The 26,180-nt window shown below is 71.3% G+C and carries 23 protein-coding genes; 16 read left to right on the top strand and 7 right to left on the bottom strand.

What is annotated here, in order from left to right; genetic code table 11:
• Window positions 1–35: 35 nt before the first annotated feature.
• Window positions 36–1,391 carry a monooxygenase gene (locus NAEX_RS08360; RefSeq protein WP_170135563.1) on the bottom strand — a complete coding sequence of 452 codons (1,356 nt, stop codon included), beginning with the start codon at window positions 1,389–1,391 and terminating at the stop codon, window positions 36–38.
• A 90-nt stretch (window positions 1,392–1,481) separates the two neighbouring features.
• Between NAEX_RS08360 and NAEX_RS08355 the strand changes: the two genes are divergently transcribed.
• The 3 genes from NAEX_RS08355 to NAEX_RS08345 all read left to right on the top strand — a co-directional run bounded on the left by NAEX_RS08355 (window position 1,482) and on the right by NAEX_RS08345 (window position 3,909).
• Complete coding sequence (locus NAEX_RS08355; RefSeq protein WP_096326987.1) at window positions 1,482–2,381, top strand: LysR family transcriptional regulator; 900 nt, start codon at window positions 1,482–1,484, stop codon at window positions 2,379–2,381.
• A gap of 464 nt (window positions 2,382–2,845) precedes the next feature.
• Window positions 2,846–3,562 carry a hypothetical protein gene (locus tag NAEX_RS08350; RefSeq protein WP_143140889.1) on the top strand — a complete coding sequence of 239 codons (717 nt, stop codon included), beginning with the start codon at window positions 2,846–2,848 and terminating at the stop codon, window positions 3,560–3,562.
• 89 nt (window positions 3,563–3,651) lie between these two features.
• Window positions 3,652–3,909: a hypothetical protein gene (locus NAEX_RS08345; RefSeq protein ID WP_096326985.1), complete on the top strand. Its 258-nt coding sequence runs from the start codon at window positions 3,652–3,654 to the stop codon at window positions 3,907–3,909.
• A gap of 112 nt (window positions 3,910–4,021) precedes the next feature.
• On the opposite strand, the gene NAEX_RS08340 is transcribed toward NAEX_RS08345, so the two are convergent.
• A complete protein-coding gene (locus NAEX_RS08340; RefSeq protein WP_143140888.1) occupies window positions 4,022–4,930 on the bottom strand; it encodes a hypothetical protein in 909 nt (302 codons plus the stop codon).
• A 316-nt stretch (window positions 4,931–5,246) separates the two neighbouring features.
• Between NAEX_RS08340 and NAEX_RS08335 the strand changes: the two genes are divergently transcribed.
• The 3 genes from NAEX_RS08335 to NAEX_RS52005 all read left to right on the top strand — a co-directional run bounded on the left by NAEX_RS08335 (window position 5,247) and on the right by NAEX_RS52005 (window position 8,449).
• Window positions 5,247–6,089, top strand: coding sequence for a phytanoyl-CoA dioxygenase family protein (locus NAEX_RS08335; protein ID WP_143140887.1), 843 nt, complete (start codon window positions 5,247–5,249; stop codon window positions 6,087–6,089).
• Between the two features lie 663 nt (window positions 6,090–6,752).
• Entirely contained in the window at window positions 6,753–7,952 is a 1,200-nt protein-coding gene (locus NAEX_RS08330; RefSeq protein ID WP_170135562.1) for a matrixin family metalloprotease, read from the top strand.
• A 284-nt stretch (window positions 7,953–8,236) separates the two neighbouring features.
• Complete coding sequence (locus NAEX_RS52005; RefSeq protein ID WP_096326982.1) at window positions 8,237–8,449, top strand: hypothetical protein; 213 nt, start codon at window positions 8,237–8,239, stop codon at window positions 8,447–8,449.
• 283 nt (window positions 8,450–8,732) lie between these two features.
• Here NAEX_RS52005 and NAEX_RS49840 read toward each other — a convergent pair whose 3' ends face one another.
• Window positions 8,733–8,909: a hypothetical protein gene (locus NAEX_RS49840; protein WP_170135561.1), complete on the bottom strand. Its 177-nt coding sequence runs from the start codon at window positions 8,907–8,909 to the stop codon at window positions 8,733–8,735.
• Window positions 8,910–10,331: 1,422 nt separating this feature from the next.
• Between NAEX_RS49840 and NAEX_RS08320 the strand changes: the two genes are divergently transcribed.
• From NAEX_RS08320 to NAEX_RS08290, 7 genes are all read left to right on the top strand, one after another.
• On the top strand, window positions 10,332–11,843 hold the full coding sequence (locus tag NAEX_RS08320; RefSeq protein WP_096326981.1) for a prenyltransferase/squalene oxidase repeat-containing protein: 1,512 nt from the start codon (window positions 10,332–10,334) through the stop codon (window positions 11,841–11,843).
• A gap of 1 nt (window position 11,844) precedes the next feature.
• On the top strand, window positions 11,845–12,726 hold the full coding sequence (locus tag NAEX_RS08315) for a terpene synthase family protein (RefSeq protein WP_096326980.1): 882 nt from the start codon (window positions 11,845–11,847) through the stop codon (window positions 12,724–12,726).
• A 1-nt stretch (window position 12,727) separates the two neighbouring features.
• Complete coding sequence (locus tag NAEX_RS08310; protein WP_096326979.1) at window positions 12,728–14,119, top strand: cytochrome P450; 1,392 nt, start codon at window positions 12,728–12,730, stop codon at window positions 14,117–14,119.
• 154 nt (window positions 14,120–14,273) lie between these two features.
• A complete protein-coding gene (locus tag NAEX_RS08305) occupies window positions 14,274–15,785 on the top strand; it encodes an ATP-binding protein (protein ID WP_170135560.1) in 1,512 nt (503 codons plus the stop codon).
• Window positions 15,782–16,225, top strand: coding sequence for a response regulator (locus NAEX_RS08300; protein WP_096326977.1), 444 nt, complete (start codon window positions 15,782–15,784; stop codon window positions 16,223–16,225). The genes NAEX_RS08305 and NAEX_RS08300 overlap by 4 nt, the downstream gene beginning before the upstream one ends.
• A gap of 118 nt (window positions 16,226–16,343) precedes the next feature.
• Window positions 16,344–17,516, top strand: a complete 1,173-nt coding sequence (locus NAEX_RS08295; protein WP_096326976.1) for a hybrid sensor histidine kinase/response regulator — start codon at window positions 16,344–16,346, stop codon at window positions 17,514–17,516.
• A gap of 22 nt (window positions 17,517–17,538) precedes the next feature.
• Window positions 17,539–18,741 (top strand): ATP-binding response regulator, encoded by a 1,203-nt coding sequence (locus NAEX_RS08290; RefSeq protein WP_096326975.1) that lies wholly within the window; start codon window positions 17,539–17,541, stop codon window positions 18,739–18,741.
• 91 nt (window positions 18,742–18,832) lie between these two features.
• Here the strand turns inward: NAEX_RS08290 and NAEX_RS08285 are convergent, their stop codons facing one another.
• The 3 genes from NAEX_RS08285 to NAEX_RS08275 all read right to left on the bottom strand — a co-directional run bounded on the left by NAEX_RS08285 (window position 18,833) and on the right by NAEX_RS08275 (window position 21,338).
• The gene (locus NAEX_RS08285; protein ID WP_100793208.1) at window positions 18,833–19,876 is read right to left on the bottom strand and encodes a hypothetical protein; all 1,044 of its coding nucleotides are present in this window, start codon (window positions 19,874–19,876) and stop codon (window positions 18,833–18,835) included.
• Window positions 19,877–20,347: 471 nt separating this feature from the next.
• Window positions 20,348–20,926: an antibiotic biosynthesis monooxygenase family protein gene (locus NAEX_RS08280; protein ID WP_096326973.1), complete on the bottom strand. Its 579-nt coding sequence runs from the start codon at window positions 20,924–20,926 to the stop codon at window positions 20,348–20,350.
• 19 nt (window positions 20,927–20,945) lie between these two features.
• A complete protein-coding gene (locus NAEX_RS08275) occupies window positions 20,946–21,338 on the bottom strand; it encodes a hypothetical protein (RefSeq protein WP_096326972.1) in 393 nt (130 codons plus the stop codon).
• A gap of 34 nt (window positions 21,339–21,372) precedes the next feature.
• Between NAEX_RS08275 and NAEX_RS08270 the strand changes: the two genes are divergently transcribed.
• From NAEX_RS08270 to gntA, 3 genes are all read left to right on the top strand, one after another.
• Entirely contained in the window at window positions 21,373–22,446 is a 1,074-nt protein-coding gene (locus NAEX_RS08270) for an AraC family transcriptional regulator (protein WP_096326971.1), read from the top strand.
• 661 nt (window positions 22,447–23,107) lie between these two features.
• Window positions 23,108–23,380 carry a hypothetical protein gene (locus NAEX_RS08265; protein ID WP_096326970.1) on the top strand — a complete coding sequence of 91 codons (273 nt, stop codon included), beginning with the start codon at window positions 23,108–23,110 and terminating at the stop codon, window positions 23,378–23,380.
• 248 nt (window positions 23,381–23,628) lie between these two features.
• Window positions 23,629–25,125: a guanitoxin biosynthesis heme-dependent pre-guanitoxin N-hydroxylase GntA gene (gntA, locus tag NAEX_RS52000; protein ID WP_211302374.1), complete on the top strand. Its 1,497-nt coding sequence runs from the start codon at window positions 23,629–23,631 to the stop codon at window positions 25,123–25,125.
• A gap of 74 nt (window positions 25,126–25,199) precedes the next feature.
• Here gntA and NAEX_RS08250 read toward each other — a convergent pair whose 3' ends face one another.
• A complete protein-coding gene (locus tag NAEX_RS08250; protein WP_096326969.1) occupies window positions 25,200–26,114 on the bottom strand; it encodes a hypothetical protein in 915 nt (304 codons plus the stop codon).
• Window positions 26,115–26,180 lie beyond the last annotated feature (66 nt).

Genomic DNA, 26,180 nt, shown 5'->3' with positions numbered 1-26,180 from the left:
TCCGGCGATCGTGCCGCCCCCGGCGGGCCCGCGGCTCACAGGTCGGGGACGATGAACACGCCGGCGAGGCACATCTCGTTGCCGGTGCCCCAGCCCGGCAGCACCGGCTCGCTCGCGCTGCGGGTGTCGTAGTCGCAGGTGATCCGCAGCTTCGAATCGAGGGTGAGCGGGATCGGCTGGTCGTAGAAGTAATACAGCTGCCAGTTGAAGTCCCACCGCTGGACGTCGGCGACGCATTGCGGGGCGCCGTCGCCCTCGATCAGCTCGACCCGCTGCTTGCGGCCGTATTGATGCATGTGCGGCAGCACCCCGAGCAGCTCGCCCGACGTCGCGCCGGCGTACTTCAGCATGTCGCCGGGCGCGAAGTCGAAGCTGAACTTCACCGAGGCCTCGCCGGGCGCGAGCTCGACCGGGTCGTCGGTGGCGAGGCTGTTGAGCAGATCGTCGGGCAGGAAGAAGTGGCCCTCGCGCTCGACGCTGTCGGCGTAGCGGACGTGGAACGCCGTCTTGTCCTCGACGCCCGCGAGCGCCTCCTCGGTGAGGTTGTAGTGGACCTGGACGATCATCCAGTCGTCCTTGCTGATCCGGTAGCCGGTGCCTGCGGGCAGTTCGCTGATCCCCTGACCGGGCGCCCACGACACCGGGATCCCGCGCGGCTGCACGCCGTCGCCGGCGGCGCCGAAGCAGGGCCAGCCGTCGCGGTCGGGCGACTCGGCGTCCAGGGCCTCCATGATGTCCTTGTTCTTCACGCCGCCGGCGCCGGGGGCCTCCGGATCGACCGTGATGACGAGGACGTGGTGGATCATCTCCGGCACGCCGGGCTCGACGCTGTAGCCGGTGAGGAAGCGGTCGGCGGTCAGCCCGGTCTCGACGCGGAAGCAGCGGTACTCGTCGAAGGCCGCGAGGTCGGTGCCCTCGGCCTTCGGGACGAAGCTCGGGGTCTCGTACTTGACCGCGTCGGTCAACACCTCGACCTCCGGCACGGTGAGGTCGGTGCGCGGCTGGCCCTCGGGCGCGCCCTTGTCGGCCCACGCGCGGATCGTCTCGATCTCCGCCGGCGCGAGCGCGCGCGAGCCCTCGAACGTGCCGCACGAGCCGTCGTCGGTGACCAGCCACGGCGGCATCGTCTTCGCCTCGACGGCCGCCGCCGACGCGACGGCCCACTGCTTGGCCTCGGCGTAATCGTCGAGCGCGAACGGCCCGATCCCGCCGGCCTGATGACAGGTGACGCAGCGGTTGTAGAAGATCGGCGCGACGTCCTGCCAGTAGGTCACGCCCGCGTCCTCGCCGACGCCGGTCGTCGAATCGTCGCCCCCCTCGCCGCCGCAGGCGACCACCAGCGCGAACAATGGAATGCCCCACGGGGCCGCGCCCGCGCCCCGACCTCTCACGCGTGGATTCATTTGCCGTACTCCGACCGGGATGATGGCCGCGGGGTTGCTTCGCAGCGATGGGCATTTCTGCTAAACCGTTTTGCGCTCATGGAAACCACCACGCCGACCTGGGACGACCTCCGCGTGCTGCTCGCCGTGCACCGCCACGGCAGCTTCCTGTCCGCCGGGCGCGTGCTCGGCACGTCGACCTCGACCGTGGCCCGCCGCATCGAGGCGCTCGAGTCCGCGCTCGGGAGCACCCTGGTGCACCGCAGCAGCGCCGGGACGTCGATCGAGCCGGACGCGCTGCGGCTGGTGGCGCTCGCCGAGGAGCTCGAGCACGGGCTCGAGGCGGTCCGCCGCGACGCGGGCGGGCAGGCCTCCCGGCTGGCCGGCACGGTGCGGCTGTCGGTCGGCGACGGGTTCGTGCGCGCGGTGACCCAGGGCCTGGCGGAATTTCGCCGCAAACACCCCGAGACTTGCATCGAGCTGATGTCGGAGTCGCGGCTGGCCGACCTCGCGCGCCGCGAGGCCGACATCGGGCTGCGTACGACGCGGACCGAGTCGCAGGTGCTCATCGAGCGCCGCCTCGGGGTGCTCCGCCTCGGGCTCTACGCGTCGCAGTCGTACGTCGAGCGCCGGCTCCGCAGCGCCCGCCTGCGCCCGGGAGACTTCGAACGCCACGACTTCGTCGGCCTCAGCGGCCCGGCGCCGCGGCAAAAGGCGGCCGAGGACTGGCTGGTCGAGCGCGGCGCGAAGCACTTCCCGTTCCGCTCGAACTCGATGCTCGCCATCGTCGAGGCGACCGAGCGCGGGCAGGGGATCACGATGCTGGCCGAGGTCGTCGGCCGCGAGCTCGACCGCGTGGTGCGGATCGAGGTCGACGACCCACTGCCCACCGTGACGGTGTGGCTGGTGTACCACCGCGAGCTGCGCCAGGTGCCGCGGATCCGCGCGGTCGCGGCGGCGCTCGAGGAGCTGTTCCACCAGCGCGTCGGCACCGGCTGAGCTCGCCGGGCAGAGGGCGCGCCGACGAGGGGCGGTCCGCCGCAGCGACCGGGAATGACAAGACCGCCGATCGATCGCGCGTTCGCGATGAACCCACCACGGCAAACAGGCAGCGACGATTCCGTCGCGACCCCGAGCTGCGCGAGCATCGAAAATATGTCCCATGGGACATGTGTTGCCGACGACGTCGGCCGGCGCGCGACTTCGTCGGGCCGGGTCCGCTCGCCGGCGAGCGGCGCGGCGCTCGTTCGCGTCCGTGTCGCCTCGGAGGCCCGCGGCCGGAGTCGAGCGCAGGCGCCGACTGCAGCGTTTTCGCGGCCGCCGCGGCGGCTGCGCAGCTGGAGCGGGCGCGCCCGGTTGCGCCGCGTAGGGGTTCCCCTTGCTCCGTTGGTTGCGTCGGCGCGATCTTCGACAAGCCTCGGACGAGGAACAGTCGGAGCGAAGGTATGCTGGACCTCGGCGAAATGAAATTGGTGGAGTACGATCCCGACGTATTCCGGCGCCTGAACGACTTCTTCATCGCGCGCGACGAGCTCGAGCGCCGGGTGCAGGACGTCGCGCGGCTCGGGAATGTCATCACCGAGTACGGCCTGGAGAGCAGCGTCGGGATCCATCTGATCCACAAGCACTTCGAGCTGGCCGACGACGAATTGATCCTCCGCGAGTTCGAAGGCGATATGGCGACCATGCGCCCGAAGCGGGCCCGGGACTGCCGGGGTCACCTGCCGTACCTGTGGAAGCTCGACCGGGGAGCGAGCGGCAAGGGCTGGTATCCGCTGGAATTCTTGCTGCCGCTGCCCGAGCATCACATCGACGCGCGCGCGGAGATCGAGACGATCCGGGCGGCGGGCGACTTCCTCGACGCGCTCGCCGACCGCCTGGAGGAGCTGGATCTGGCGCACCTGTTCGGGATCGTCAGCCTGCACTCGCGCCGGCCGTTCGCGCTCGACAGCGAGACGACGCTGCTCGAGACGACCGACGAGGTGGCCCGCGTGCTGATCCTGCGGCGGACACCCCGGACGGAGCTCGAGCGGATCGACTCGACCAAGACGCTGTGGGTCTTCACCTCGGAGCGAGAGCGCCGCCTGGCCGCGGGGGCGCAGTGCGTGAGCCACTGCATCAGTCATTGCCACGGGCACGTGCTGCAGCGCCCGGACGTCGGGGCGGATTCGATTCAATGATGGGAGAGCGATCGGCGTGAGGGCGCGCGACGACGCGCCCGCGAGCGGCCGGGCCCGACGCTTTCTTGGACATGCGAAATCGTCCTACAGTGTGGCTCGTTGCACTTGCAGGGGTTGCGCGCCTGGCCCACCTTCTCGGCGAGGAGGACCGCGACGTGAACCCCAGCGATCGACTGAAGGAATTCAAGCGCAGGGCCAAGATGATGGCCGCGGACGAGCGCCGCGCGGCCCTGGCGAGCGAGGGCTTCAGGCAGCTGGTGGACGAGGCGGTCGGCTACGCGCGCGCTGCCGTCGAGTGCGGAGGGCATTGCGCCGGGCCCCGGCCGCGGTGCGCGCCTGGTTCGTGAACCGAGCGGGGCGAGGCGCGAGTCTCGGCAGCTGTCCGCGGGGACAGCTCGAAGGTCCGGCGCGGCTCGAGCCGCGGCCGCCGCGACAGGTGAAGCCGCGGTGCGTGGGGCTTCACTCGACGATGATGATCGACATGAGCTTGTCGCAGTACACGGCGTTGAACGACCCCGAGATGGCGCCCGCGATCGTCCCGACCAGGCGCGGCGGATCGGCGGGGTCGGCCACGTCCCAGTTGCCCGCGAGCTCGGTGATCGTGACGGCCGAACCGGGGAGATCGACCATCATCCCCTTGTCGTAGACCGCGGCGAACGCGTTCCAGGTGCCGGGCCAGCCTCCTTCTTCGAGCGACTTGTCCGTCCAGACCGCATAATCCGCGACCATGCCGGAGCTGCCCGTCACGTTGGCGAGCTCGGTCGCTGCGTTCGCGCCGGGCGAGAGCAGGACGATGCGCGGGCTGAACGGCTCGTCGACGCCGATCCAGCCGAAGTAGGCGCGCTGGGAGCTGAACGGCCCCAACTCGGACGGGCCCTGGACCAGGGTGCCGGCCGGAGCGTCGAGGGTGCAGCCGGCCAGCGGGTCCTGGTTCGGGCCCGTCGTGGTACCGTCGCTCGGGTCGACGGTGGTGGTGCCGCCGTCGGTGGTGGAGGCGCCGGTGGTGGTGGTGGTGGTGCCGGCCGTTCCGGTGGTGTCGTCCGTGGTGCCGACGGTGGTGGTGCTGGTCGTGTCGTCGGTCGCGCTGGTGAGCGCGTCGGTGGTGCCGGCGGTGGTGGTGCTGGTCGCGTCGTCGGTCGCGCTGACGAGCGTGTCGGCGGTGCTGGCCGGGTCGGTCGCGCTGGCCGTGGCCGGCGGCCCGGCGCTGGTGGTCGGACTGAGGGTCGTCGTCGTCGCGTCCGGCGGGGCCTCGCTGGTACCCGGCGCGGGGTCGCTGTCCTGGGGGTCGCCGACGATGATCGAGGGGACGCAGGCGGGCAAAAGGAGAGCGGAGAGCGGTAAGAGCGCGGTGCGGGCGGAGAAGGGCAAGGATCGACCTCCGCCGCGCTCGTGCCCGCCCGCCCTCGCTTCCGTCATGAGCTGCGAATTTTTCGCCGCCGCTCGCCGACCGCGTTCGCCGCGGCCGGATCGGGGCTGGGGGCGGGACCGAGGCAGGCGGTGGAGCGACGCCCAGGCCGCCGGCGCGAGCTCGCGGACGAGCGCGCGCTCCTCGGCGGCGGCGACGCGAGCCGACGACTGGCGGCCGGCGCCGGCGGCTCTTCCGAGCATGTCCCGAAGGACATCCGTCGATTCGGCGGCGCCGCCGCCGGCTGGTCGCGCGGAAGCGCTCTGTTAGGCTGCTTCGATGTCGAGTGCGACAGGAGCGGCGAGCGACCGGGCGGCCGACATCGATGGCGACGTGACGACGCTGTACCGCGACGGGATCGTCGGGCTGCAAGGCGCCTTCTCGCGCGCGTGGGCCGAGGAGATGCGCGAGGACATGATGACGGCGTTTTGGAAGGCGATTCAGCGCCCGGGCGGCGCGGTCGGCCGCGGGCCGCGGCGCTGGTACGTCGAGGTCCACCCGCAGGAGATCGGCGGGTTCGTCGAATTGGTGACGCACCCGTGGATCACGGCGATGTGCGCGGCGGTGCTCGGCGACGATTACGAGATCGTCGAGATCGGGTTCGACGTGCCGTTCCAGGGCGCGAAGGGGCAGCCGTGGCACCGCGACTTCCCGTCGTCGCCCGAGTCGTACGAACAGCGGCGGATCACGTCGCTGGCGTTCAACCTGACCGGCGTCGACGTCACGCCGGACATGGGGCCGTTCGAGATCGCGGTCGGGACGCAGTGGGAGGACGGGCGCGCGTGGCCGCACCAGATGTTCCCGCCGGCGTCCGAGTGGCCGCGCTACGCGGCGGCGGGGGTCAAGAAGTATCCGCGGATGGGCGACGTGTCGTGCCGGTCGGCGCTGACGATCCACCGCGGCACGCCCCACCCGTCGCCGATCGCCCGCCCGGTGCTGGTGCTCGGGGTCGACTCGCCGGGGGCAGGGCACGCGGCGCTGCACGACCTCATGGTCACGCGCGACTACCACGCGTCGCTGCCGGCGTCGGTGCGCGAGCACCTGGTCTGCCGCGTCGTCGACGAGCTGGTGCCGGTGACGCAGAAGCACGACATCGAGGGGCTGGTGATGGGGGTCGACTGACGGCCCGCACGAGCGGGGCGCCGGGTCGCCGGGGAGACCGGTGAGCGCCTGTCCTTTCGCGCCAGGCTCGCGTCCTCGGCGCCGCTCGGGGGCTGGCCTTTCGGACATGCGCAGTGCGGACGCGGCGGCGCGGCGAGGACGACGGCGATCCGCCGCGAGTAGACATTGACGTCATTGGCACGTCCGATCGTCCGATCGTCCGGTCGTCGGCGCCGACCCCTCGCTGTGACGGTGGTCATCTGCTCGCACATCGCGGGTCTGTAGGCAGCGCGAACCGCGGGGGCGGCTCGCGCTGCGAACCGCTCGCGTCGAGGGCGCGGCGGGGAGCCATGCGGTTTCGTGCCGTGCAGCCGCCGGTCGTGCGGATCGCAACGGCGGCGCCGATCCGGGCTGCGGGCGCGATTGCGGGGTGTTTGCCGGGCATCGGCCCGGTCCGGCGATCGCGGCGATGATCCGGACCGCGCCGACGCGCCGCACATTCGCTGGACCCGGTCCCGGCGCTGCCGGGGCATTTCTTTGTACAGAAAATAAGGAGAATTACGCATGGTTTCAGCGATTCATGGTCGTCTCGCGCGCCGTGGCCTCGTGGCCGTGGCCTGTCTCGGTGTCACGGTTTCGTGTGTGGAGGGCGAGGAGCTGTCCGCGCAGGACGACGATACCGGCGTGGGTGTCGCCCCGCTCGTCGACGACCTCGCCGATGTGCCCGTCCTCGAGCCGGCGGTCGGCGATCGCGGCGAGAAGGTCGCGCGCGCGTACGCCTATCTCAAGCAGTACGGCTATTTCCCCAACCCGGCGCTGGAGCGCCTGCCGGGCTGGAAGCCGGTGCTCGACCACGAGCCGGAGGACCCGGAGGTGTTCGACGAGGTGCTCGCGGAGGCGGTCGCGCGGTTCCAGGAGGCGCACGGGCTGGTCGTCGACGGCACCCTGAACGCCGAGACCCAGCGGCTGATGGCCGCCCCGCGCTGCGGGATCCCCGATGATTACGCGCAGCCGCGGCCGCTCAAGGGCACCTCGCAATTCGCCCCGTCCGGCTCCACCTGGGGCTCGAACGAGGTCCTCTACCGCTTCCGCAACTTCAGCGCCGACCTGTCGCAGGACGACATCCGCGCCGTGGTCGCAGAGGCGTTCGCCCGCTGGGGGGCGGTGACCGACCTGCTGTTTTACGAAGACGACGACGCCGACATCGAGATCAGCTTCGGCGCCGGCAATCACGGCGACAACTGGCCGTTCGACGGGCAGGGCGGCGTGCTCGCCCACGCGTGGCCGCCGGGGAGCGGGATCCTCGGCGACGTCCACTTCGACGAGGCCGAGACCTGGACGCTCGGCGGGGGCGACGGCGTCGTCGATCTGCGCTCGGTGGCGCTCCACGAGATCGGGCACGCGCTGGGCCTGGATCACTCGGACGACGAGGAGGCGGTGATGTACGCGTTCTACGACGAGCCGAAGCCCAACCTCCGGCTCGACGACGTCATCGGGATCCAGTCGCTCTACGGCGATCGCCTCACCCTGTCGTATTCGGCGTGGGGGCCGATCCCGGGCAAGCACTGCATCTCGGTCGCCGAGCACGCCGATCCGTACGCCTGGGACGACAACTACTTCTGCTCGGACAAGGACATCGGCGCGCAGTGGTCGATGTCCGGCCCGATCGAGGGCATGCGCTGCACGCAGGTCGTCGAGCCCGCCGACCCGCACACCTGGTCGGACAACTACCTGTGCGTGCCGACCCATAGCAAGTGGTTCTTCCATTGGCGGTACGACGGGCCGGACCGCGGCAACCGCTGCGTGCAGTGGCACGAGTTCGCCGACCCCGACACGTGGGACGACAACTTCCTCTGCAGCACGCTCCTGCCCTGGCCGTGGTAGGCGCGTCGCGTCGGCGAGCCCCTGAGATCGCGGATTTCGCCGCGGGCGGCGATGTTCTCGGGACCGCACGGAGGCGGCTCGGTGGCGACGGGGGCCTCGTTTCGTGATACTCGAGGGCGAATGCCCATGCGTCCGCATCGGTGCGGCCTCGCGGTCTTCACGAGCCTGCTGCTGTCGGCGGCGAGCGGCTGCGGGCCGGCGCCGCAGGAGCTCGGGAGCCCGCCGCCCGAGCCGGCGTCGGCCGTCGCGATCCCGCCGGTCGGCGAGGCCCAGCTGCTCGAAGCGTGCGTGCGCATCGCCGCCGCACCGATCGGCCGGACCTCGCAGCGAGCCCGCGCCAGCTCCTCGGCGAGGCCGGCGACGACCTCGCGGACCAGCGCCGCGCAATCGACCGGCTCGAGCGCGACGGCGAGGTGGCCGCGGGTGATGTTCGAGACCTCGAGCATCTTTTCGACCTCGTCGGCTCGACCGCCCGGCGCCGGCGCAGCTCGGCGTAGCGCTGGGCCAGCGCCTCGTCCTCGGCGGCGACGTAGACCGGGTGACCGGGCCCCATGCCGCCGTCGTCGCGGAACAGCTCGATCACGGCGAGGTCGAATTGCTCGGCGACCAGGCGCGTGACGACGACCTCGAGCGAGCGCTGGATGTCGAGCGGCGAGGCGAGGATCTCGCTCGTCTCGGCGAGCAGCACGGCCCGCCGGCGAGCGGCCTGCTCCTGGCGGAGGACGCGGTCCTCCTCGAGCTCGGCGTTCTGGCGATCGGTGATGTCGGAGAACGACGAGATTACCGCGCGCGGGCGGTCGGGCTCGGCGGGCAGCGGCTGCGATTGACCGCGACCCACGTCAACTGCCCGTCGGGCTTGTGGATCCCGAGCACCGCGCCGGACGGGGGCTGGCCGGCGTGGAGGTCGAACAGCGGGCCGTCGCCGCGATCGCGGAAGGGGGTGCCGTCCTCGTGCATCGCATGCCAGCGCGGGGTCAGCGAGGCCTCGCCGGCGATCTGCTCCTGGCTGAGCCCGAGGATCCGCTGGGCGCTGGCGTTGTCGGCGAGGCGGAGATCGTGTTCGGCAGCGGCTCGTCCGTGCGGAAGTCGGGAGCGGGCAGGGCGGGGAGGACGATCGACGGTGGCCCGGGTCGGCCCGGGTCGCGGCGGCGGCGGACGGACGTCGATCGGAAGACCGACGGATGCAGACCCGCCGCCGCCTCGGGCCGTCCCGCTCCCGGCGGCCCGATGAATGACGTCAGCGTCGACCCCGAGCCCGAGACGAACGCGGCCGGTCGTCGCTCCGCCAAAGATCGGACTCCGCCCGGCTCCAGGAGACGAGTTTCCGCCTCGTCGGAGTCGACGTCCCGTCCGCCGCATCGACCTCGACCCCGAGGTGCCCACAGAAGGAAGGATCGCCAGCGTCGATTCCAGGATCTGCGAGCGCAGGCAGCGAACGGCCCGATCCTTCAGGCGCGGACCGGCCGGCGCCGGCGAGGCGCTGCCGTCGGGAAATGCGCACAGGCGACATCGATCAATGATCCCGCCGTCATAAGTCCGTACGATCGGGGGCCTTCGGAGGCCGTCGGGCGTGGGGAGGCCCGTCGTTGCCCCGCGCTGTCGCCATGAATGTGCGCGGTTCACGTCTTCGCAGACGAGGTCGACCTGCCGTGGCGGCAGGTCGGGCGACCTGACGGGTGGGTCTCGACAAAGGTTCTCTCGGGGCCACCCGAGTCGGCATCGGGTTTCGCTCGATGTCTGGCGATTCACTCTACAAAGGCGATCGGGGATTCGATTCGCCGTCGTGGATCGGGTCGTCCCCGTCTCCGCGGACGCGGCCCGAGGTTGGCATCATGAATGACGTGTGGCTGGATCTGCCGTCGCGGGGCGAGCGCCGCCGCGGCAGGCCCCGGCGAGGAATGCCCGCCTCGCGGCGCGGAGGGGCGAACGTCATTCGAACATTGTTCATAGGACTCGCCTCGGCCCTGCGACGAGTGAGCCGCGAATCTCCCCGGCGCCGCGGTGTTGGCGCCTTAATCGTGAGACGACAAAATTCGTCGGCGGAGCGTGATCCGTGCCGACATTTCGATCACTATTAAAAGTGTGGCGACGGTGGACGGGCCCTTCGCGGCTCGCCGCTCCGCGGCGCTGGAGTGAAGCATAGCGTTTGGACTCGCCGACTGACAAACATTGGACTCGCTGGACGACTACGGCGAATTGGATCACACACTTGACAGTTCCAAACCACCCATGCGATAGGACCATCACGTGACAATCAACGCGCGGAGTCCTCGTGGCAGCGCCATTCGGCACGAATCTCCTTCGGGCGAAGCGACTCGCGAGGCTTTACAATCATCATCGCGGGCGTCGCATCCTCTGAGTGAGCGGGTCGCCGCGTGCGTGGGCCTGGCGGTCGAGCATTGCGTCTCGCTGCAGCGGCCCGACGGGTCGTGGGAGGTGGCCCCGGACGGGCGGATCTTCGAGACCGCGCTGGCGGGGTACGCCCTGGCTCACACGCCGGGGGGGCTCGATCGGCGGGCGGTGGCGCGGGCGCGGGCGTGGGTCGAATCGGCGGCGCCGCAGGGGCATCACCCGGTGTCCTTTCTCTTGGAGGACACGCTGCGGCGGATCGTCTGCGGAGGCGGCGGGGTGGTCGACTTGACCGCGCCCGAGCTCGACGCGCCGGTGCTGGCCAGCCGGACGATGCTGCTGCACACCCTGGCGCTGCACGCCGGGCTCGAGGTGCGGGCCCGCCGGTCCGAGGACGAACTGCGGGACCTGGTCGCGCGGGAGTACGAGCGCTGCACGCAGGCCAAGCACAAGCAGTGGAGCAAGGTCGAGCTGATCGCGCTGCACATCCTGCTGCAGGCGCGGGCCGGTCGGCAGACCGCGGTCGAGGCGGCGGGCTTCGATTTGGTGCATGTGCAGGCGCCCCGCTCCGGGTTCTTCTTCAACCCGATCAGCACGGCCCTGGCGTACATCGCCCTGTGCATCGCGGCGCCGACGTCGGACCCGTGGTTCGTGCTGCGGTCGCAGCTCGTCGAGCATCAACAGGCCGACGGCAGCTGGCGCTTTTGTACCAGCGACGTCTGGGACACGTCCTTGATCGTCCGCGCGTTCTCCGGGCTGCCCGCGTTCGTGGCGACCGCGATGCAGCCGGCGCTCGACTTCCTGCAGGCGACGCAGAACGTCGACGGCGGCTGGCCCTTCCGCTCGGGCGTCGAATCCGACAATGACACCACCGGCGCGGTGATGCTGGCGCTGCGCGGCACGCTGCAGGGCGAGCGCACCAAGGACCGGGCGCTCGCCTACCTCGCGCGGGTGCAGATGGACAACGGGCTGTGGCGGACCTGGCAATTCCGCGACGACCCGCCCGTGGAGGACGTCGTCGCGCACGTGCTGTCGGCGCTCGACGCCTACCGCGGGCGCCACCGGATCGCGGTGGAGGCGGCGCGGCGGTGGCTCGCGGCGGAGGTCGAGCGGCGCGGGGTGTGGGCGGCGAGCTGGTACCGCGGCGAGCCGTACGCGGTGGCGGAGATCGGGCGCGCGCTCGGGCCGGACCACCCGCTGGCGCGCGCGGGCGTCGACGCGCTGGCGGCCCGGCAGAACGAGGACGGCGGCTGGTCGCCGGAGGCCGGCGGCGCGAGCACGGCCAGCGCGACCGGCCTGGCGTTGCAGGCGATCGTCGATCGCCACCCCGCGCGCGTCGATCGGGCCCTGCAATACCTGACCGAGACGCAGCGCGCCGACGGGACCTGGCCTGGCCATCCGGACATGTTCGGTCCGCGGCCGCTGCTCAGCCACTTCACCACGCACACGCAGGCCTTCGCGGTCGGCGGGATCAGGGCGGCGCTGCGCCGCAACTGGCCCTGGCAGCCGTGCATCGCCGCGGTCCCGGAAGGAGCGGCCTAGGATGAGCCGGATCGCCGCCGCCGTCGACCAGGTCCTGCTGCGCCGCATCATGGCCTGGGCCGCGGAATTCGAGGACTTCGCCGTGCACCACGCGGCCGACGGGCTCTACGTCGCCGAGGCCTGCGTCGACCCCGACGTCGACGGCCGCGAGGAGGTGTTCGCCATCGCCCTGGTCAGCGCCTTCTGGTTCTGGTTCGACGATCGCAGCGACAAGTTCCTGCGCGAGGCGCAGACGCCGGTCGACTGGGACACGCTGATCGCTTACGGCGAGGACGAGCCGCCGGCGGTCCTCGGCGACACGCCGGAGGTGCGGTTCTTCCAGCGCCTGTGCGACCTGCTCGCGCCGCTCGCGGGCCACCCCGACGAGCACCGGTGGTTCCGCGTCGGCTCGGCCAAGGTGTTCCGGGCCATGTACGCCGAGGAGCGGATGTCGCGCGACGCCGAGGCGCGCTCGCTGGTCGAGTGCATCGAGACCGGCGCGCACAGCACCACCTTGCCGAGCATCCTCACCGCCGCCTATCTGGTGCGGCGGCTCGACCGGCCGCGGCGCCACGGCGACCCGCGGATCGTCAACGTCGAGCGCTACCTCTACCTGTCGCAGCGGCTGCTCAACGACCTCAAGAGCGCCGAGAAGGAGCGCCGCGAGGGGCACGCGGGCCGGGTGTCGAACGCGGTCCTCCTGCTCGAGCGTGACCTCTCGCCCGCGCAGGCGCGCGACTTCGTCGAGGCGCAGCGCCAGGGCTACGAGCGGCTGCTGCAGCACGATCTCGACCGCCTCGGGGCCCGCGATCCGTTCGCGGCCACCCTGTCCCGGCTCGTCCGTTGCATTCATCGTTGGTACGCCACAGGGCCGCTCCGCTTCGAGACCGACCCAGGGAGGTGACATGAATACGATCCTACATCCTCGATCGGAGCAGCTGCTCCGGTTGCCCGGTCCTGCCGGCTATCCGCTGGTCGGCGCGCTGCCTGCGATCCTCCGCGAGGGGATCTTCGAGTACGTCGAGCGCTGCTGGCGAGAGTACGGCGATTTCTTTCAGATCCCCACCGGCGGTCGCAGCCGGATCATCTTCACCGCTCACCCGGACGCGATCGAGCGGATCCTCCACACGAGGGTCGACAATTACTACAAGGGCAAGGGCTACGACCCGATCCGTCCGCTCCTCGGCAACGGCCTCGTCACCAGCACCGGCGACTTCTGGGTCCGCCAGCGCAAGCTGACCCAGCCGGCCTTTCACATGGACAACTTGCGGCGGATGGTGCCGGTGATGGCTCGCTGCGTCGAGGACATGCTCGGCGAGTGGGAGGCGCGTCGGCGGGACGACGCGGTGCTCGATCTGCACGCGGAGATCATGCACCTCACGCAGCGGATCGTCGGGTTTACCCTGTTCGGCATGGACCTGAGCGATCGCGAGGCGGCCTCGTCGCGGGCGGTCACCGACAGCCTCGAGATCGCCGGTCAGCGGATGAACCGCGGCGCGATGGCGCTGCCGCTGGCGGTCCCGACCCCGGCGAACCTGCGCTTCCGCCGGGCGCTGCGGACCCTCGACGGCATCGTCTACGACATCATCGGCCACGCGCGGAAGGCCGGGCCCGAGGCGCAGCCGACGTTGCTGCGGCTGTTGATGGAGGCGCGCGACGACGGCACCGGCGACGGCATGAGCGACCGGCAGCTGCGCGACGAGATCGTCACGCAGTACGTCGCCGGCCACGAGACGACGGCGCTGATCCTCACCTGGACGTTGTGGTTCCTCGGCCGGCATCCGGACGTGTACGCGAAGGTGCGCGAGGAGGTCGCGGGGCTCGGGCTCACCGGAGCGCCCACCATCGAGGACCTCGATCGTCTCACCTACACGCGAATGGTCTTCGACGAGGTCATGCGGCTGCGTCCGCCGATCTGGGCGCAGACTCGGGTCGCGCGCGAGGACGACGTCCTGCTGGCGCGGCGGATCCCCGCGGGCAGCTTCATCATGTTCTCGGCCTATTTCTGCCACCATCACCCGGCGTTTTGGGACGAGCCGACGGCCTTTCGTCCCGAACGATTTGCGCCCGAGCGGGTGCGGGCTCGTCACCGGTATGCACACATCCCATTCAGTGCGGGGCCGCGCGCGTGCATCGGCAAGCGCTACGCGCTTTACGAGCTGAGCACCGCGCTGGCCCTGATCCTGTCGCGATTCCGAATCGAGCTGTTGCCGGGCCAGGACGTCGGCATCCGACCGACCGCGACGGTGCACCCCGATCGCCCGATCTACGCGCGCCTACGCCGCTCGGACCGCTGATCTCGCCGAGGCGGCCCCGGCCGCGGGACCGGCAATGACCGGTTCGCTACCGCGCCGTCGGGCGCTGCGACTCACCGCACTCGAATGCGTGGGTTCGGCGCTTCTCGGTCCCTCGAAACGCTGGTATAGAGGACAGCACGTCAGGGAGGATTGGTTGCCTCACTATCCCGCGCTGTTTGCCCTCGCCCACGAGCCCCTCATTTGCGTCGATAGCGAGGGTCGGATCGCCGCGCTCAATCAACCGGCGGCGCAATTGCTGGAGAGCACGAGCGCCAAGCTGGTCGGTGTATCCCTGTCCGATCAGGTCCATCCCGAGGAGCGGGAGCGGGTCTCGGCCGGGATGACGAGGGCAGCCGGCGAGGACGGGAGCGTGGTCGAGCTGGCTTGCCGCCTGCGCTGCGCCGGGGCCAGCTATCGCGCGGTGGTGCTGCGGTGCGGCCGCGACGCTGCGCTCGATCCGTCGCTCGGGCAGCTGGTGGTCGCCGTCCGCGAGCTGACCGACCTCGACGAGCTGCGCCAGCAGCGGGACGACGCCCGGCGCCGGCTGGCGGCGGTGTTCGAGACGATGCACGACATCGTCTTCACCACCGACGAGCACGGCGTGCTCAACGGCGTGAACCGGGTCCCCGCGGGCCTCACCGTCGCCGAGACGATCGGCACGCCGATGCTGGCGTTCGCCGCGCCGGAGGAGCAGGGGCCGATGCGGGCCCGCTACGACGAGGTGCGCGAGACCGGCAAGCTCATCGCGTACGAGACGGTGGCGATGTACCCCGACGGCCGCAAGGAGAACTACGCCAGCCGCCTCGGCCCGATCATGGACGGCGACCGCTCGATCGGCGTCGTGCTGATCACCCGCAACGTCACCCAGGAGCGGCAGGCCGAGGAGGCCAAGCGCTACGCGGAGCAGCAGCTGCGCGACTACATGCAGCAGCTCGAGCGCAGCAACCGCGAGCTCGAGCGGTTCGCGTCGGTCGCGTCGCACGACCTGCAGGAGCCGCTGCGCAAGATCCAGGCGTTCAGCGACCGCCTGCGCGACAAGTTCGAGGCGGAGCTGGCCGAGACCGGCCGCGACTACCTCGAGCGGATCCGCAACGCCGCCAAGCGGATGCAGGACCTCATCAACGACCTGCTGATGTTCTCGCGGATCTCGGCCAAGGAGCAGGCCTACGCGAAGGTCAACCTCGGCAAGATCGCCAAGAGCGTGCTGTCCGACCTCGAGGTGCGCATCGAGGAGAACGAGGCCGAGGTCAAGATCGGCGAGCTGCCGGTGATCGAGGCCGACCCGGTGCACATGCGGCAGCTGCTGCAGAACATGATCGGCAACGCGCTGAAGTTCACGCGGCCCGACGTGAAGCCGGTGGTCGAGGTGACCTCCGAGCCGGTGCCGCCGGCCGAGCGCGGCCCCGACGACCCCGAGATGGTGAAGCTCCACGTCAGCGACAACGGCATCGGCATCGAGCCGCGCCACCACGACCGGATCTTCAGCATCTTCGAGCGCCTGCACGGCCGCGGCAAGTACGAGGGCACCGGCGTCGGCCTGGCGGTGTGCCGCAAGATCGTCGAGCAGCACCGCGGCTACATCAAGGTCGCGAGCGTGCCGGGAGAGGGGACCACCTTCACGATCGTGCTGCCCGTCCGGCAGCCCGAAAGGAGCCAGCGGACGTGAGAACGCGTCGACCGATCACCATCCTCATCGCCGACGACGACCCCGAGGACCGCATGCTCGCCGAGGAGGCGCTCCGCGAGAGCCGCCTCGTCAACGACATCCGCTTCGTCGACGACGGCGAGGACCTGCTCGAGTACCTGCAGGGGCGGGGCAAGTACGCCGGCGGCGACCAGCCGCGGCCCGACATGATCCTGCTCGACCTCAACATGCCCCGCATGGACGGCCGCGAGGCGCTCAAGGTGATCAAGAGCGACCCGGAGCTGCGCCGGATCCCGGTGGTCGTGCTGACCACGTCGAAGGCCGAAGAGGACATCTACCGCACGTACGACCTCGGCGTGAACTCGTTCATCATCAAGCCGGTGACGTTCGACTCGCTCGTCGACATCATGAAGGTGCTCGGCGCGTACTGGTTCCAGATCGTCGAGGTTCCTCCGCCGTAGCGGCCGCCCCGCCGCAGCCGGACAGCCGACCGGTGGGGGCGGCGCTACCCGGCTGTCCGTCCTGTTCGCGCCCCGCGGTCGGCGGAGGGAGGGTAGTCTGACGGCGAGGGCGGCGATTATGAGGCGACGAATTTCGGTGCTGCTCGTCGAGGACGACGAGGACGACTTCATCATGACGCAGGCGCTGCTCTCGGAGATCGACGACCCAGAATGCGCCCTCACGTGGGTGCAGACCTTCGAGGAGGGGCTCTCGCGCCTCGTCGAGGGGTCGTTCGACGTCTGTCTCCTCGACTATGCGCTGGGCGAGCGGACGGGGATGGAGCTGCTGGCGCAGAGCGCGAGCGCCGGCGTCGAGGTGCCGATCATCTTCCTCACCGCGCAGGACGAGCGCCGGCTCGACCTCGAGGCCACGCGGCTGGGCGCCGCCGACTATTTGGTGAAGAGCCGGATCCGGGCCGACCTGCTCGAGCGGTCGATCCGCTACGCGCTCGAGTGGTCGCGGTCGCTCGCGGCCCTGCGCGTGCTGAACCGCGAGCTCGAGCTGACCCGCGACCAGGCCGTCCGCGCCAACCAGGCCAAGAACGATTTGCTCACGGCGGTGAGCCACGCCTACCGCGAGTCGCTCGGGACCATCGTCGCCTGCAACGACGCCATCGAGGCGCGCCTCGCCGGCCGCGACGCGGTCGCCGAGGGCTACGCGCGCGAGGTCCGCGAGGCCTGCCGCACGCTCGAGCGGCTGTTGACGGACGTCCTCGACCTGAGCACGAGCGCGAGCGAGGCGCCGGCGGTCCAGCCGCGGGTTTTGGCGCTGGCGCCGTTCGTCGAGGAGGTGGTGGCGGCGAGCCGCCCGCTGGTCGGGCACAACGACAACACGCTCGAGGTCGCCTGCGAAGGCGACCTCGGCGCGATCGAGACGGACCCGGCGCACCTGCGGCGGGTCCTGCTCACGCTGCTCGCCAACACCTGCAAGTTCGCGCGGCGCGGCCGCATTCAGCTGTCGGTCGTGCGCCGGCCGCTCGAGGGGGCGAGCGGCGTCGAGTTTGCGATCCGTCCGAGCGGCCTGTGGATGACGCCGGCGCAGCTCGAGCTGCTGTTCGCCAGCATCCCGCAGGCCGACCCCGGGGTGGCGCCGCGGGGCGGGTGGACCGAGTCGGGGATCGCGGCCAGTCGGCGAATGTGTCGATGGCTCGGCGGCGAGCTGTTCGTCGAGACGGAGGGCGTGCGCCGGACGGTGCTGCGCGTGTGGGTCCCCGAACGGCGCGCGGCCGAAGGCGAGCATCGGCCCTCGTGACGGGGGCGACGGAGGTTCATGCGTGGACACATCGGTCTCGGTGCTGCTCGTCGAAGATGATCGGGACGACTACCTGCTGACCCGTGAGATGCTCGAGGAGCTGGGGGAGGGGACCTACGTCCTGCGGTGGGCCGATTGCTACGAGGACGGCGTCGAGGCGCTGCTGTCGGGCGGCCCCGACCTTTGCCTGCTCGACTATCGCCTCGGCGAGAAGACCGGGCTCGAGCTGCTGCGCGAGGTGGTCGGGCGCGGCTGCACGGTCCCCATCGTCCTTTTGACCGGGCAGTCGGATCGCTCGCTCGACGTCGAGGCGATGAAGGCCGGCGCCGTCGACTACCTGGTCAAGGGCGAGTTCGGCCCGCGTCAGCTCGAGCGGTCGATCCGCTACGCCGTCGAGCGCAACCGCTCGGTCAAGGCGCTGCGCGAGCTCAACGCCGAGCTGCAGCACGCGCGCAACCAGGCGACCGCGGCCAGCCACGCCAAGAGCATGTTCCTCGCCAGCGTGAGCCACGAATTCCGCACTCCGCTCAACGCCATCCTCGGCTACAGCGAGATGCTCCACGAGGAATTGGTCGCGCTCGACGCCCACGGGCTCGCCGACGACGTCCGCCGGATCCACACCGCCGGCAACCACCTCCTCACCCTCGTCAGCGACATCCTCGACCTCAGCAAGATCGAGGCGGGCAAGCTCGACCTCTCCCTGCGGGCCTTCGACCTCGAGGCGCTGATCGTCGAGATCGGCGAGGCGATCCGCCCGCTCGTGGGCCGCAACGAGAACCGCTACCGCTGCCGCTGCAGCGGCGTGGGCGAGATGGTGTCCGACGCGACGCGGCTGCGCCAGGTGCTGCTCAACCTGCTCGGCAACGCCTGCAAGTTCACGACGCGCGGGAGCATCGAGCTGGTGGTCGAGCGTCGCCCGGGGCGCGCCCGCGACTTCGACACGGCCGGCGACGACGCGCCGCTCGGCGTCGATTGCATCGAGTTCACGATCCGCGACACCGGGATCGGCATGACCCCCGCGCAGATGCAGCGCCTGTTCGCCGGCTTCTCGCAGGTCGACGCCGACGTCACGCGCCGCTACGGCGGCACCGGCCTGGGCCTGGCGATCAGCCGCCGCCTCTGTCGCATGATGGGCGGCGAGATCTTCGTCGACAGCGAATTCGGCGCCGGGTCGACGGTGCGCGTGCGGCTACCGGCGCGCCTCGGCGCGGTCGTGGCGGCCTGACGCGGGCCGCGCGGCTTGGCGCGATCCGTCACGACGCGTGCAGCTCCACGGCGCGGCCCGGTGGCCCGGGCGAGCTGTCCCGAAGGACAACTCATTCCGGCAGCTTGCACACCCCGACGTCCTCGAGCTCCGCCGGCGCCATGCCCCCCTCGAACCACGGCATGCACTCTGCGCCGGCGCCCGTGCAGGTCGGCATCGTCAGGTCGCAGAACTTCAGGCAGCAGCCGGACGCCTGGGCCTCGCACTCGGTCGCCAGCGCGGGATCGAGGCAGATCAGCCCCGGGTCGCAGCTGTTCTGGAAGGTGCACGGGTCGAATTCCTGCCCGCCGTCGCCGCTGGCGTCGGGTACGCACACGAACTCCTGCGTCTCGCCGGTGTTCAGGCACACCTCGTCGGCCTCGCAGTTCTGCGTGAGCGGGTCGCACTTCGGCAGGCAGAGGGTCAACACGCCGTCGTTGGCGATGGTGCAACCGTTCGCCGGATCGGCACACGCCGGCGCGTCCGGCGTGCCGGTGCAGAGCGGGACGCAGCTGTCGAGCCAGCAGAACAGCCCGACGTCGCAATTGTCGGTCTGATCCGTCCCCGATCCCTGCACCACGCACGGATCGCCGGCCTGCTCCGGCGACTCCGCCACCGGCGCGCAGTGCAGCGATTCCGGCGAAGTGTCGCCGTCGCCCGAGAACGGCACGCACTTCTGGCCGATCGGGCAGTCCTGCACCCACGGGTCGCACTCCTTGATCCCCCCGCCGCCCATGTCGGGCGCCGCGTAGATGAACGCCCCGCCCTCGGTCGAATCGCTGCAGCTCGCGCATTCGGTGCTGCTCGCCGTCCCGCCCGTGTCCGTGCTCGTGCTCGTGCTCGTGCTCGTGCCCGTGCCCGCCTCGCTGTCGCTCCCGCTGCTCGTCGGCGCCGTCGTCGTCGTCGGCTCCGTGCTGGTCGTCGCCTCGCTGGTCGCTTCGCTCCCGCTGCCCGAGGCCGAGTCTTCCTTGGCCGGCCCGCACGCCGCGCCCAGCATCGCCAGCCCGACCGCCCAGGTCCGCACCGTCGCGCTCACCTCGTGCTGCGTCGCGCCGCAGAACGGACACACGACCTCGGAGACACGAACATGGCGCTCGCAGCGGGTGCAGGGCTTCATGGGACGACGGTACCGCCGCCTTCTCAAAACAACAAGACCGGCAAAACTTCACCGGGATTGCGACTTTTTTGGGCGAAATGGAGCGGCGCTGCGAGGGTGCGCGTGGATGCGCGCGGGACATTCGGGCGCGAGCCTGGCTCCGGTCGACGGGCTCGCGAGCGGCGGCGTCGGCTCGCCCGGCCACTACCTCCGGCGAGCCGGTCGACCTTCGCGGCCCCGGGGACGAAGACCCGACCTGCTCGACGCGAGTCTGCCAGCGGGCGTCGTCCCCCCCGTCGACGACGCCGCATGTTTAGCGAGAGGTTCACGACGATGGAGCCCATGCGTGCTCGGTCGTCACGGTGGTCCCGGCGAAGTAGCAGCACGAAGGGACATGTCCTCGCGGTCATGTCGGGCCGACGGCGCGTCCGGCTCGGCACGGGCGAGCGCCGCGCCCGGTCGGAGGGGCGACCGGCGATCGGCGCGCGCTGGTCAATAGGACGGCGTCGCCGCGGTGGCCCTGGCGGTCGCCGTGTCCCAGGTCAGCGGCAGCTCGGCGCGCGTCACCTCCCACGAGGTGACCGTGCCGGTGGTGCTGAACTCCTGCGTGCGCTGCATGCCGGCCACGTGCTCGTCGGAGGTGACGAAGTTCATCATCGCGGTCTGGTCGCGCCACACCGCCATGGTGCGGGCCGTGCCGCACTTCATCGAGGTCGCGGTGGCGTAGCCGACCAGGCCGGGGTTGGCTACCAGCACCGGGATCATCGCTTCCACCGTGGCGGAGAACTCCTGCGCCTTCTCGGGCCGGAGCACGAGCACGGTGGTGCTCGCCACGTACTTGTCCTGCAGCGGCTCGAGCAGCCCGCCCTTGTCGGCGTCGTAGCCGGGCCCGGCGAACACGGTGGGCGCGAGGTCGTCCTCGACGCACGCCGCTTCGCCGGTGCCGGTCGAATCGTCGCGGGTGGTGCTGCCGGAGCTCTCGCTGCCGGGGTCGGTGTCGGCCCCCGGTTCGCTGCAGGCCGCGAGGGCGAGGCTGAGGGTGATGGTTCGGGCGATCGTGCGAATCGACATGGTAGGATGGCTCCTGAGATCAACGGAGGACCGCGAAGTGCAGCTCGGCGAAGTCGCGCCCGAGCCGCGGTGAGTGGAAGTCGGTGCGCCGGGCCGTGCTGGTGAGCGCCACGTCGGCGCCGAGCGGAGGCGCGTCGCCGAGGACCACGGCCCAGCGCAGCGCGCCGTCGCGGTCGCGCACCGCCAGATAGACGTAGGAGCCGGCGACCAGCCGCTCCTCGACGCGCCCGGCGAGCTGTTGCGGCGCGCTCGGGGCGGTGGCGCCGATGAACGGGTTCGGCGCGGTCGCGGGCGCCTGATGCGACGGGCTGGCATCGGCGACGCCGCAGCCGGCGGCGACGAGCGCGAGCGCGAGGACGAGCGAGGGACGGCCGGCGGCGACGCGGGCCGCGGCTGGATCGGTCGTGGGCATGCTGTTACCGTAGTTCGGCGCGGCACCCTCGGCGATGACCGACCCCGTCAAAGACTTGACCGAGTCCGACAAACCCGCGGTCACGTCGCAACCGCCGCTCGCGTTCGACGTGCCGCTCAATACGGCAGTGTGCCCGCCGCTGATCGGCGCGGCCCTGGCCGGGGTCGACGTCGACGCGCTGCTCGCCGATCTGGGCATCGATCGCCGGGCCGCCGACGACGCCGACTACAGCCTGGCGCCGGCGCTGCGGGCCGCGCTGTGGCGCGAATCGTTGCAGCGCAGCCGCGACCCTGCGCTGGCGCTGCACGCCGCCGAGGTCATCCCGTTCGGTCACTTCGACGTCGTCGATTACATCGCCAACGAGTCGGCGACCCTGGGCGAGGGCATCGCGGCGATGGCCCGCTACTTCCGGATCGTCCGCGGCGACTTCCGCCTCCGCTTCGAGGTCGACGAGGTCGAGGGCCGCCTCTCCCTCGAGCTGCCGCCGAGCTTCGGCCTCGTCGCGCCGTACACCGTGGAGTTCACGCTCGCCTGCATCTTCACCCGCTTCCGCGGGACCGTCGGCGACGCCTTCGTCGCCAGCGAAATCAGCTTCTGCTACCCCGCGCCCGGCCACCTCGCCGAGTACCGGCGGGTGTTCGCGTGCCCGCTGCGCTTCGACGCCGACGAGACGGTGGTCCGGTTCCCGCGGGCCGTGCTCGCGCAGCCGCAGCCGCGCGCCGACGCGCGCCTGCGGCTCGTGCTCGAGCGGGCCGCCGCGGTCGTGCTCGCTCGCCTGCCGCCGGTCAGCGACACGACCCAGCAAGTGCGGCAGGCGCTGAGCGAGGAGCTGCGCGGCGGCACCCCGACCTGCGACCAGATCGCCCGTCGCCTGGCGATCGGGGTGCGCACGCTGAACCGCCGCCTGCAGAGCGAGGGCACGAGCTTCCAGCAGCAGCTCGCCGAGCTGCGCTGCGAGCTCGCCCGCGGCTACCTCGCCGACCGCCGGCTGTCGATCTCCGAGGTCGCCTACTTGTTGGGGTTCTCCGAGCCGAGCGCGTTCCACCGGGCCTTCAAGCGCTGGACCGGCCACTCGCCGCAGGCCTGGCGGCGACAGGCGACGCATTGAGCAGAACCCCGGGTCGCGGGCGCACGGGTCCGACGACAGAGGCTCGATGCTCTTCGAGTCGCTGTCGCTCCCCTGTCACGACGCGTGACAGGTCGCCGAGCGGCGCCGGCTCTCGCCCTCGGTCGATCGTCCTCCGCGTCGGCGGCCGTCGGCCCGAATCACGAGACGCACCGGGCTCGACCGCCGCCGCCACCTCGGCTGCACGGCGCCCCTCGCCCCACGGGGCTCCGGCGAGCCGTGAGCCGCCTCCTCGTGGCGGCGCGGCGTGCGCCCAAGACCGCGTCGCTTCTGCCAGCGCAAAGCGAACATCACCCCAGCCGCCCGGACGGCCGGCTCCTCGGCGTCGGTGGCGGATAGGCGGAACGGCGACGCACGCAACTGCACATACAATCTTGCCCGGGAGACAGCCCCGCGGTCAAAGGGCAATGGGAGCAGCTCACGGGATGATTTCACGGACGACGATCGACCTGTAGGCGCAACGTTCCCGGTGCCTCTCGCCGGGGCTGCGCTCCCCGTCCCGACCGGGGGGCGCGCTGTTCCGGTGCGGCGCGCGATGAGGCGCGACGCGCCTCTCCGCTGTCACCATTCGGCGTCGCGCGGCTTCACGCGGGCGCCAGTCACGACGACACCAGCGCCATCGCGCTCGACAAAGGATCACACCATGCAGTTCAAGACACCCGTCCTCATGACCCTGGCCTTCACCATCGCCTCGGCGGCCGGCTGCGCCCAGACCAAGCTCGACCGCAAGGAGCGGACCGAGGACGCGATGGAGCGCCAGGAGGAGCGCATCGATCGCCGCCAGGATCGCATCGACGAGAAGCAGGCCGACCCCGACACCAGCGCGAACAAGCAGGAGCGCCTCGAGAACCGCGAGGACCGCCTCGAGGAGCGCGAGGAGCAGCTCAAGGCCAACGACGGCAAGCCCAACAACTAGCGCCGGCACCGGGGCGCTTCGACCCGTCCTCGCGCGGCGATCCGACCGGGTGGCAAGGCGCGAGGAGGGCGTATGTCGGCTCCCCATGGGACCGACGCGCGACGCTGCGAGCGCGGCGGAGGACCGGCGCGATCGCGGCACTCGCCCCGAGCTGCGGCGGAGCGGCGGCGCGGCCATGGCTGCGTCCGCCGCGTTCGCGACCGGCCCGGCGCTCTGGCCACGCGGCCCTGCCCGCGACGAGGACGATCATGTCTGACTTCCACCCGGGCGACGAACGGACAGTTGTCGCGGCCGAGTCGCTCACGCCGGGCCCACCGGACGAGGCGGAGCGGCCGAGCCGCTTCTACCGCCCCGATCCGGCCCATCCCGAGCGGCTCCTGCGGGTCGACGCCGACGGCGACGCCCAGGCCGACCTCACGGCGACGGCGATGCACGGGGCCTTCCGCGCCTTCGTGCTCGACCCGCACTACCCGTGCGTCGGGGCCCGCAGCGCGGTGCACAACAACAGCTATCGCCTCGGGGTCTACGACGCGCTCGGCAGCCCGGCGGCGACCGCCGCGCTGGCGCGCGACCTGGCGGCGTTCACCGGCGGCCTCGACGAGATCGAGGGCCCCTTCGCCACCTTCGTGGCGATCTTCACCGGGCCTCAGGACCTCGACGAGCAGGCCTTCGAGCGCGCGCTGTGGGCCCAACTGCAGGCGCTGCACGAGGCCGACGCGGCGCCGTGGGACCCGTCGGTCAGCAGCGATCCCGACGATCCTCACTTCTCGTTCAGCTACGCCGGCACGGCGTACTTCATCGTCGGCCTCCACCCCGGCAGCGCTCGCCTGAGTCGCCGGTTCCCGTGGCCGGCGCTGGTCTTCAACCCGCACGCGCAGTTCGAGCGCCTGCGCGAGACCGGCAAGTACGAGCGGATGCAGGCGGTGGTGCGCGACAAGGACCGCGCGCTGCAGGGCGACATCAACCCGGCGCTCGACGACTTCGGCGGCGACAGCGAGGCCCGGCAGTACAGCGGGCGACAGGTCGAACCGGACTGGCACGCCCCTTTCCACCCGCGCGGCGAGATGGACCTGCACGACGCGCCGACCCCCGCGACGTCGGGCTGTCCGTACCACGCCGTCGCGACCGCGACGAAGGTCGTCGAGCCGCGCCCCGGCGTCCGCTACCGGATCGCCAGGCAGTCCGGGGTGGCCTTCACGATCGCGCGCGGTCAGCTGCTGCGGATCATCGACCCCGAGGGCCGGCAGGTGTGCGACCTCTACAGCCTGGCCCGCGACGAGCTGCGCGAGCACCTCAGCTCCGGCCGCAGCATCGATTACGCCGACAAGCTCTACCTGTCGACCGGCGACGTGCTCTACAGCAACCGCGAGCGGCCGATGTGGACGATCGGGCGCGACGACGTCGGCCGGCACGACCTGGTGCTCACGCCCTGCAGCCCGGAGATGTACCGCAGGCTGCGCGGCGACGACGGCACGCACCCGAGCTGCTACGAGAACCTGCGCGGGCCGCTGTCGGCGTTCGGGGTCGAGGCCGACAGCATCGGCTCGACCTTCAACATCTTCATGGACGTCCGCTTCGACCCGGCGACCGGCAAGATGACGATCGCGCCGCCGGCGAGCGCGGCCGGCGACTGCATCGAGCTGCGCGCCGAGATGGACATGATCGTCGGCTTGACGGCCTGCTCGAGCGAGGTCACGAACGCGGGCAGCCTGGGGCCGATCGACTTCGAGATCGTCGCCGAGTGACGGGCGGGCGCGGCCTCGGGCCGCTCGCCGAACCTCGCCCGCTCGCGCGCGGCGGCGTCGGGCAGCGCGGCGGCTCAGGTCGGGGCCTGGGGCTGGCCTCCGAACATCTCGAGGAGCTCGCGCTCGGCGGGGTCGGCCAGGACGTCGCGGCCCATCCGGCTCTCGTCGCCGAAGAAGGCGTTGGAGGTGCGGTTGTCGAACACGAGGGTCGCCAGCAAGGCGAACGCGCTCTGCTCGTCGGTCGCGTCCTCGGAGGTCATGACCCGCCGCTCGGGGTTCTCGTGGTCCTCGCGCTCGAACCGGCCCTCCCAGCGATCGCCCAGCGCCCGGGTGAAGTACTGCGCCGCGAGGTTGCCGGTGCGGTCCATGTGACCCGAGCCGACCACCACGCGCAGCTGCGACCACTGCTCGGGGCTCATCTCCGCCACCCACGCCGAGAACGTGGCGTGCGTGGTGTGCAGCTGGTCGCGCGCGGCGTCGGCGATGTTGGCGCGGATGTCGTCCATCTGCGCCCGCAGGAACGCGACGAGCCGGTCCCCGGTGACCCCGTTGGCCGCCAGCACCTCGGCGATGAACTCCCGCGAGGCTTCGAGCAGCCGCCGCTGGCGCGCGCGCTGGGTCGCGTCGAAGTCGGCCCGGGCGATCGCCTCGACCGCCGGTTCGCTGCGCCGCAGGAGCTCCTCCAGCCGCCCGCGCGCGGCCTCGTCGAGGCTGCCGCCCTCGTCGCCGATGATGGTCTGGATCGCCAGAGGGACGTGGCAGATCGTCTTGAGCTGGTGGTAGAGCCGCGTCCGGGCCGGCCCGACCTCCCGCCGGCCGCCGATCCGCAAGTACAAGCTGTCGCCGACCTGAGCCACGGCCGGGCCCAGCCGGGCCAGCACGGCCTCCTGGCGCGCTTCGTAGGCCTCGAGGAAGACGTCGTTGAGCTGCGCGAGCGGGTCGCTCGGATCGAGCGCGGTCGGATGGGTCAATCGTGGCGGCTGCGGCATGCGTTCGCCCGATTCATGGCACGGTTCGCTGCGGCTGCACCTGCTCGCCGGCGCAGGCGCGCCGGA

Origin of the sequence: Nannocystis exedens (assembly GCF_002343915.1) — a bacterium.
GTDB lineage: Bacteria > Myxococcota_A > Polyangia > Nannocystales > Nannocystaceae > Nannocystis > Nannocystis exedens.
Note: the sequence above shows the minus strand (reverse complement) of the source record. Positions and strands in the feature narration are given on the sequence as shown.

Coding starts and splice junctions, on each gene's coding strand:
- NAEX_RS08270 (WP_096326971.1), top strand. CDS start 21,373: ATGACCGACCCCGTCAAAGACTTGACCGAGTCCGACAAACCCGCGGTC.
- NAEX_RS08355 (WP_096326987.1), top strand. CDS start 1,482: ATGGAAACCACCACGCCGACCTGGGACGACCTCCGCGTGCTGCTCGCC.
- NAEX_RS49840 (WP_170135561.1), bottom strand. CDS start 8,909: ATGCACGAGGACGGCACCCCCTTCCGCGATCGCGGCGACGGCCCGCTG.
- NAEX_RS08285 (WP_100793208.1), bottom strand. CDS start 19,876: ATGAAGCCCTGCACCCGCTGCGAGCGCCATGTTCGTGTCTCCGAGGTC.
- NAEX_RS08295 (WP_096326976.1), top strand. CDS start 16,344: ATGAGGCGACGAATTTCGGTGCTGCTCGTCGAGGACGACGAGGACGAC.
- NAEX_RS08250 (WP_096326969.1), bottom strand. CDS start 26,114: ATGCCGCAGCCGCCACGATTGACCCATCCGACCGCGCTCGATCCGAGC.
- NAEX_RS08350 (WP_143140889.1), top strand. CDS start 2,846: ATGAAATTGGTGGAGTACGATCCCGACGTATTCCGGCGCCTGAACGAC.
- NAEX_RS08315 (WP_096326980.1), top strand. CDS start 11,845: ATGAGCCGGATCGCCGCCGCCGTCGACCAGGTCCTGCTGCGCCGCATC.
- NAEX_RS08310 (WP_096326979.1), top strand. CDS start 12,728: ATGAATACGATCCTACATCCTCGATCGGAGCAGCTGCTCCGGTTGCCC.
- gntA (WP_211302374.1), top strand. CDS start 23,629: ATGTCTGACTTCCACCCGGGCGACGAACGGACAGTTGTCGCGGCCGAG.
- NAEX_RS08280 (WP_096326973.1), bottom strand. CDS start 20,926: ATGTCGATTCGCACGATCGCCCGAACCATCACCCTCAGCCTCGCCCTC.
- NAEX_RS08265 (WP_096326970.1), top strand. CDS start 23,108: ATGCAGTTCAAGACACCCGTCCTCATGACCCTGGCCTTCACCATCGCC.
- NAEX_RS08275 (WP_096326972.1), bottom strand. CDS start 21,338: ATGCCCACGACCGATCCAGCCGCGGCCCGCGTCGCCGCCGGCCGTCCC.
- NAEX_RS08335 (WP_143140887.1), top strand. CDS start 5,247: ATGTCGAGTGCGACAGGAGCGGCGAGCGACCGGGCGGCCGACATCGAT.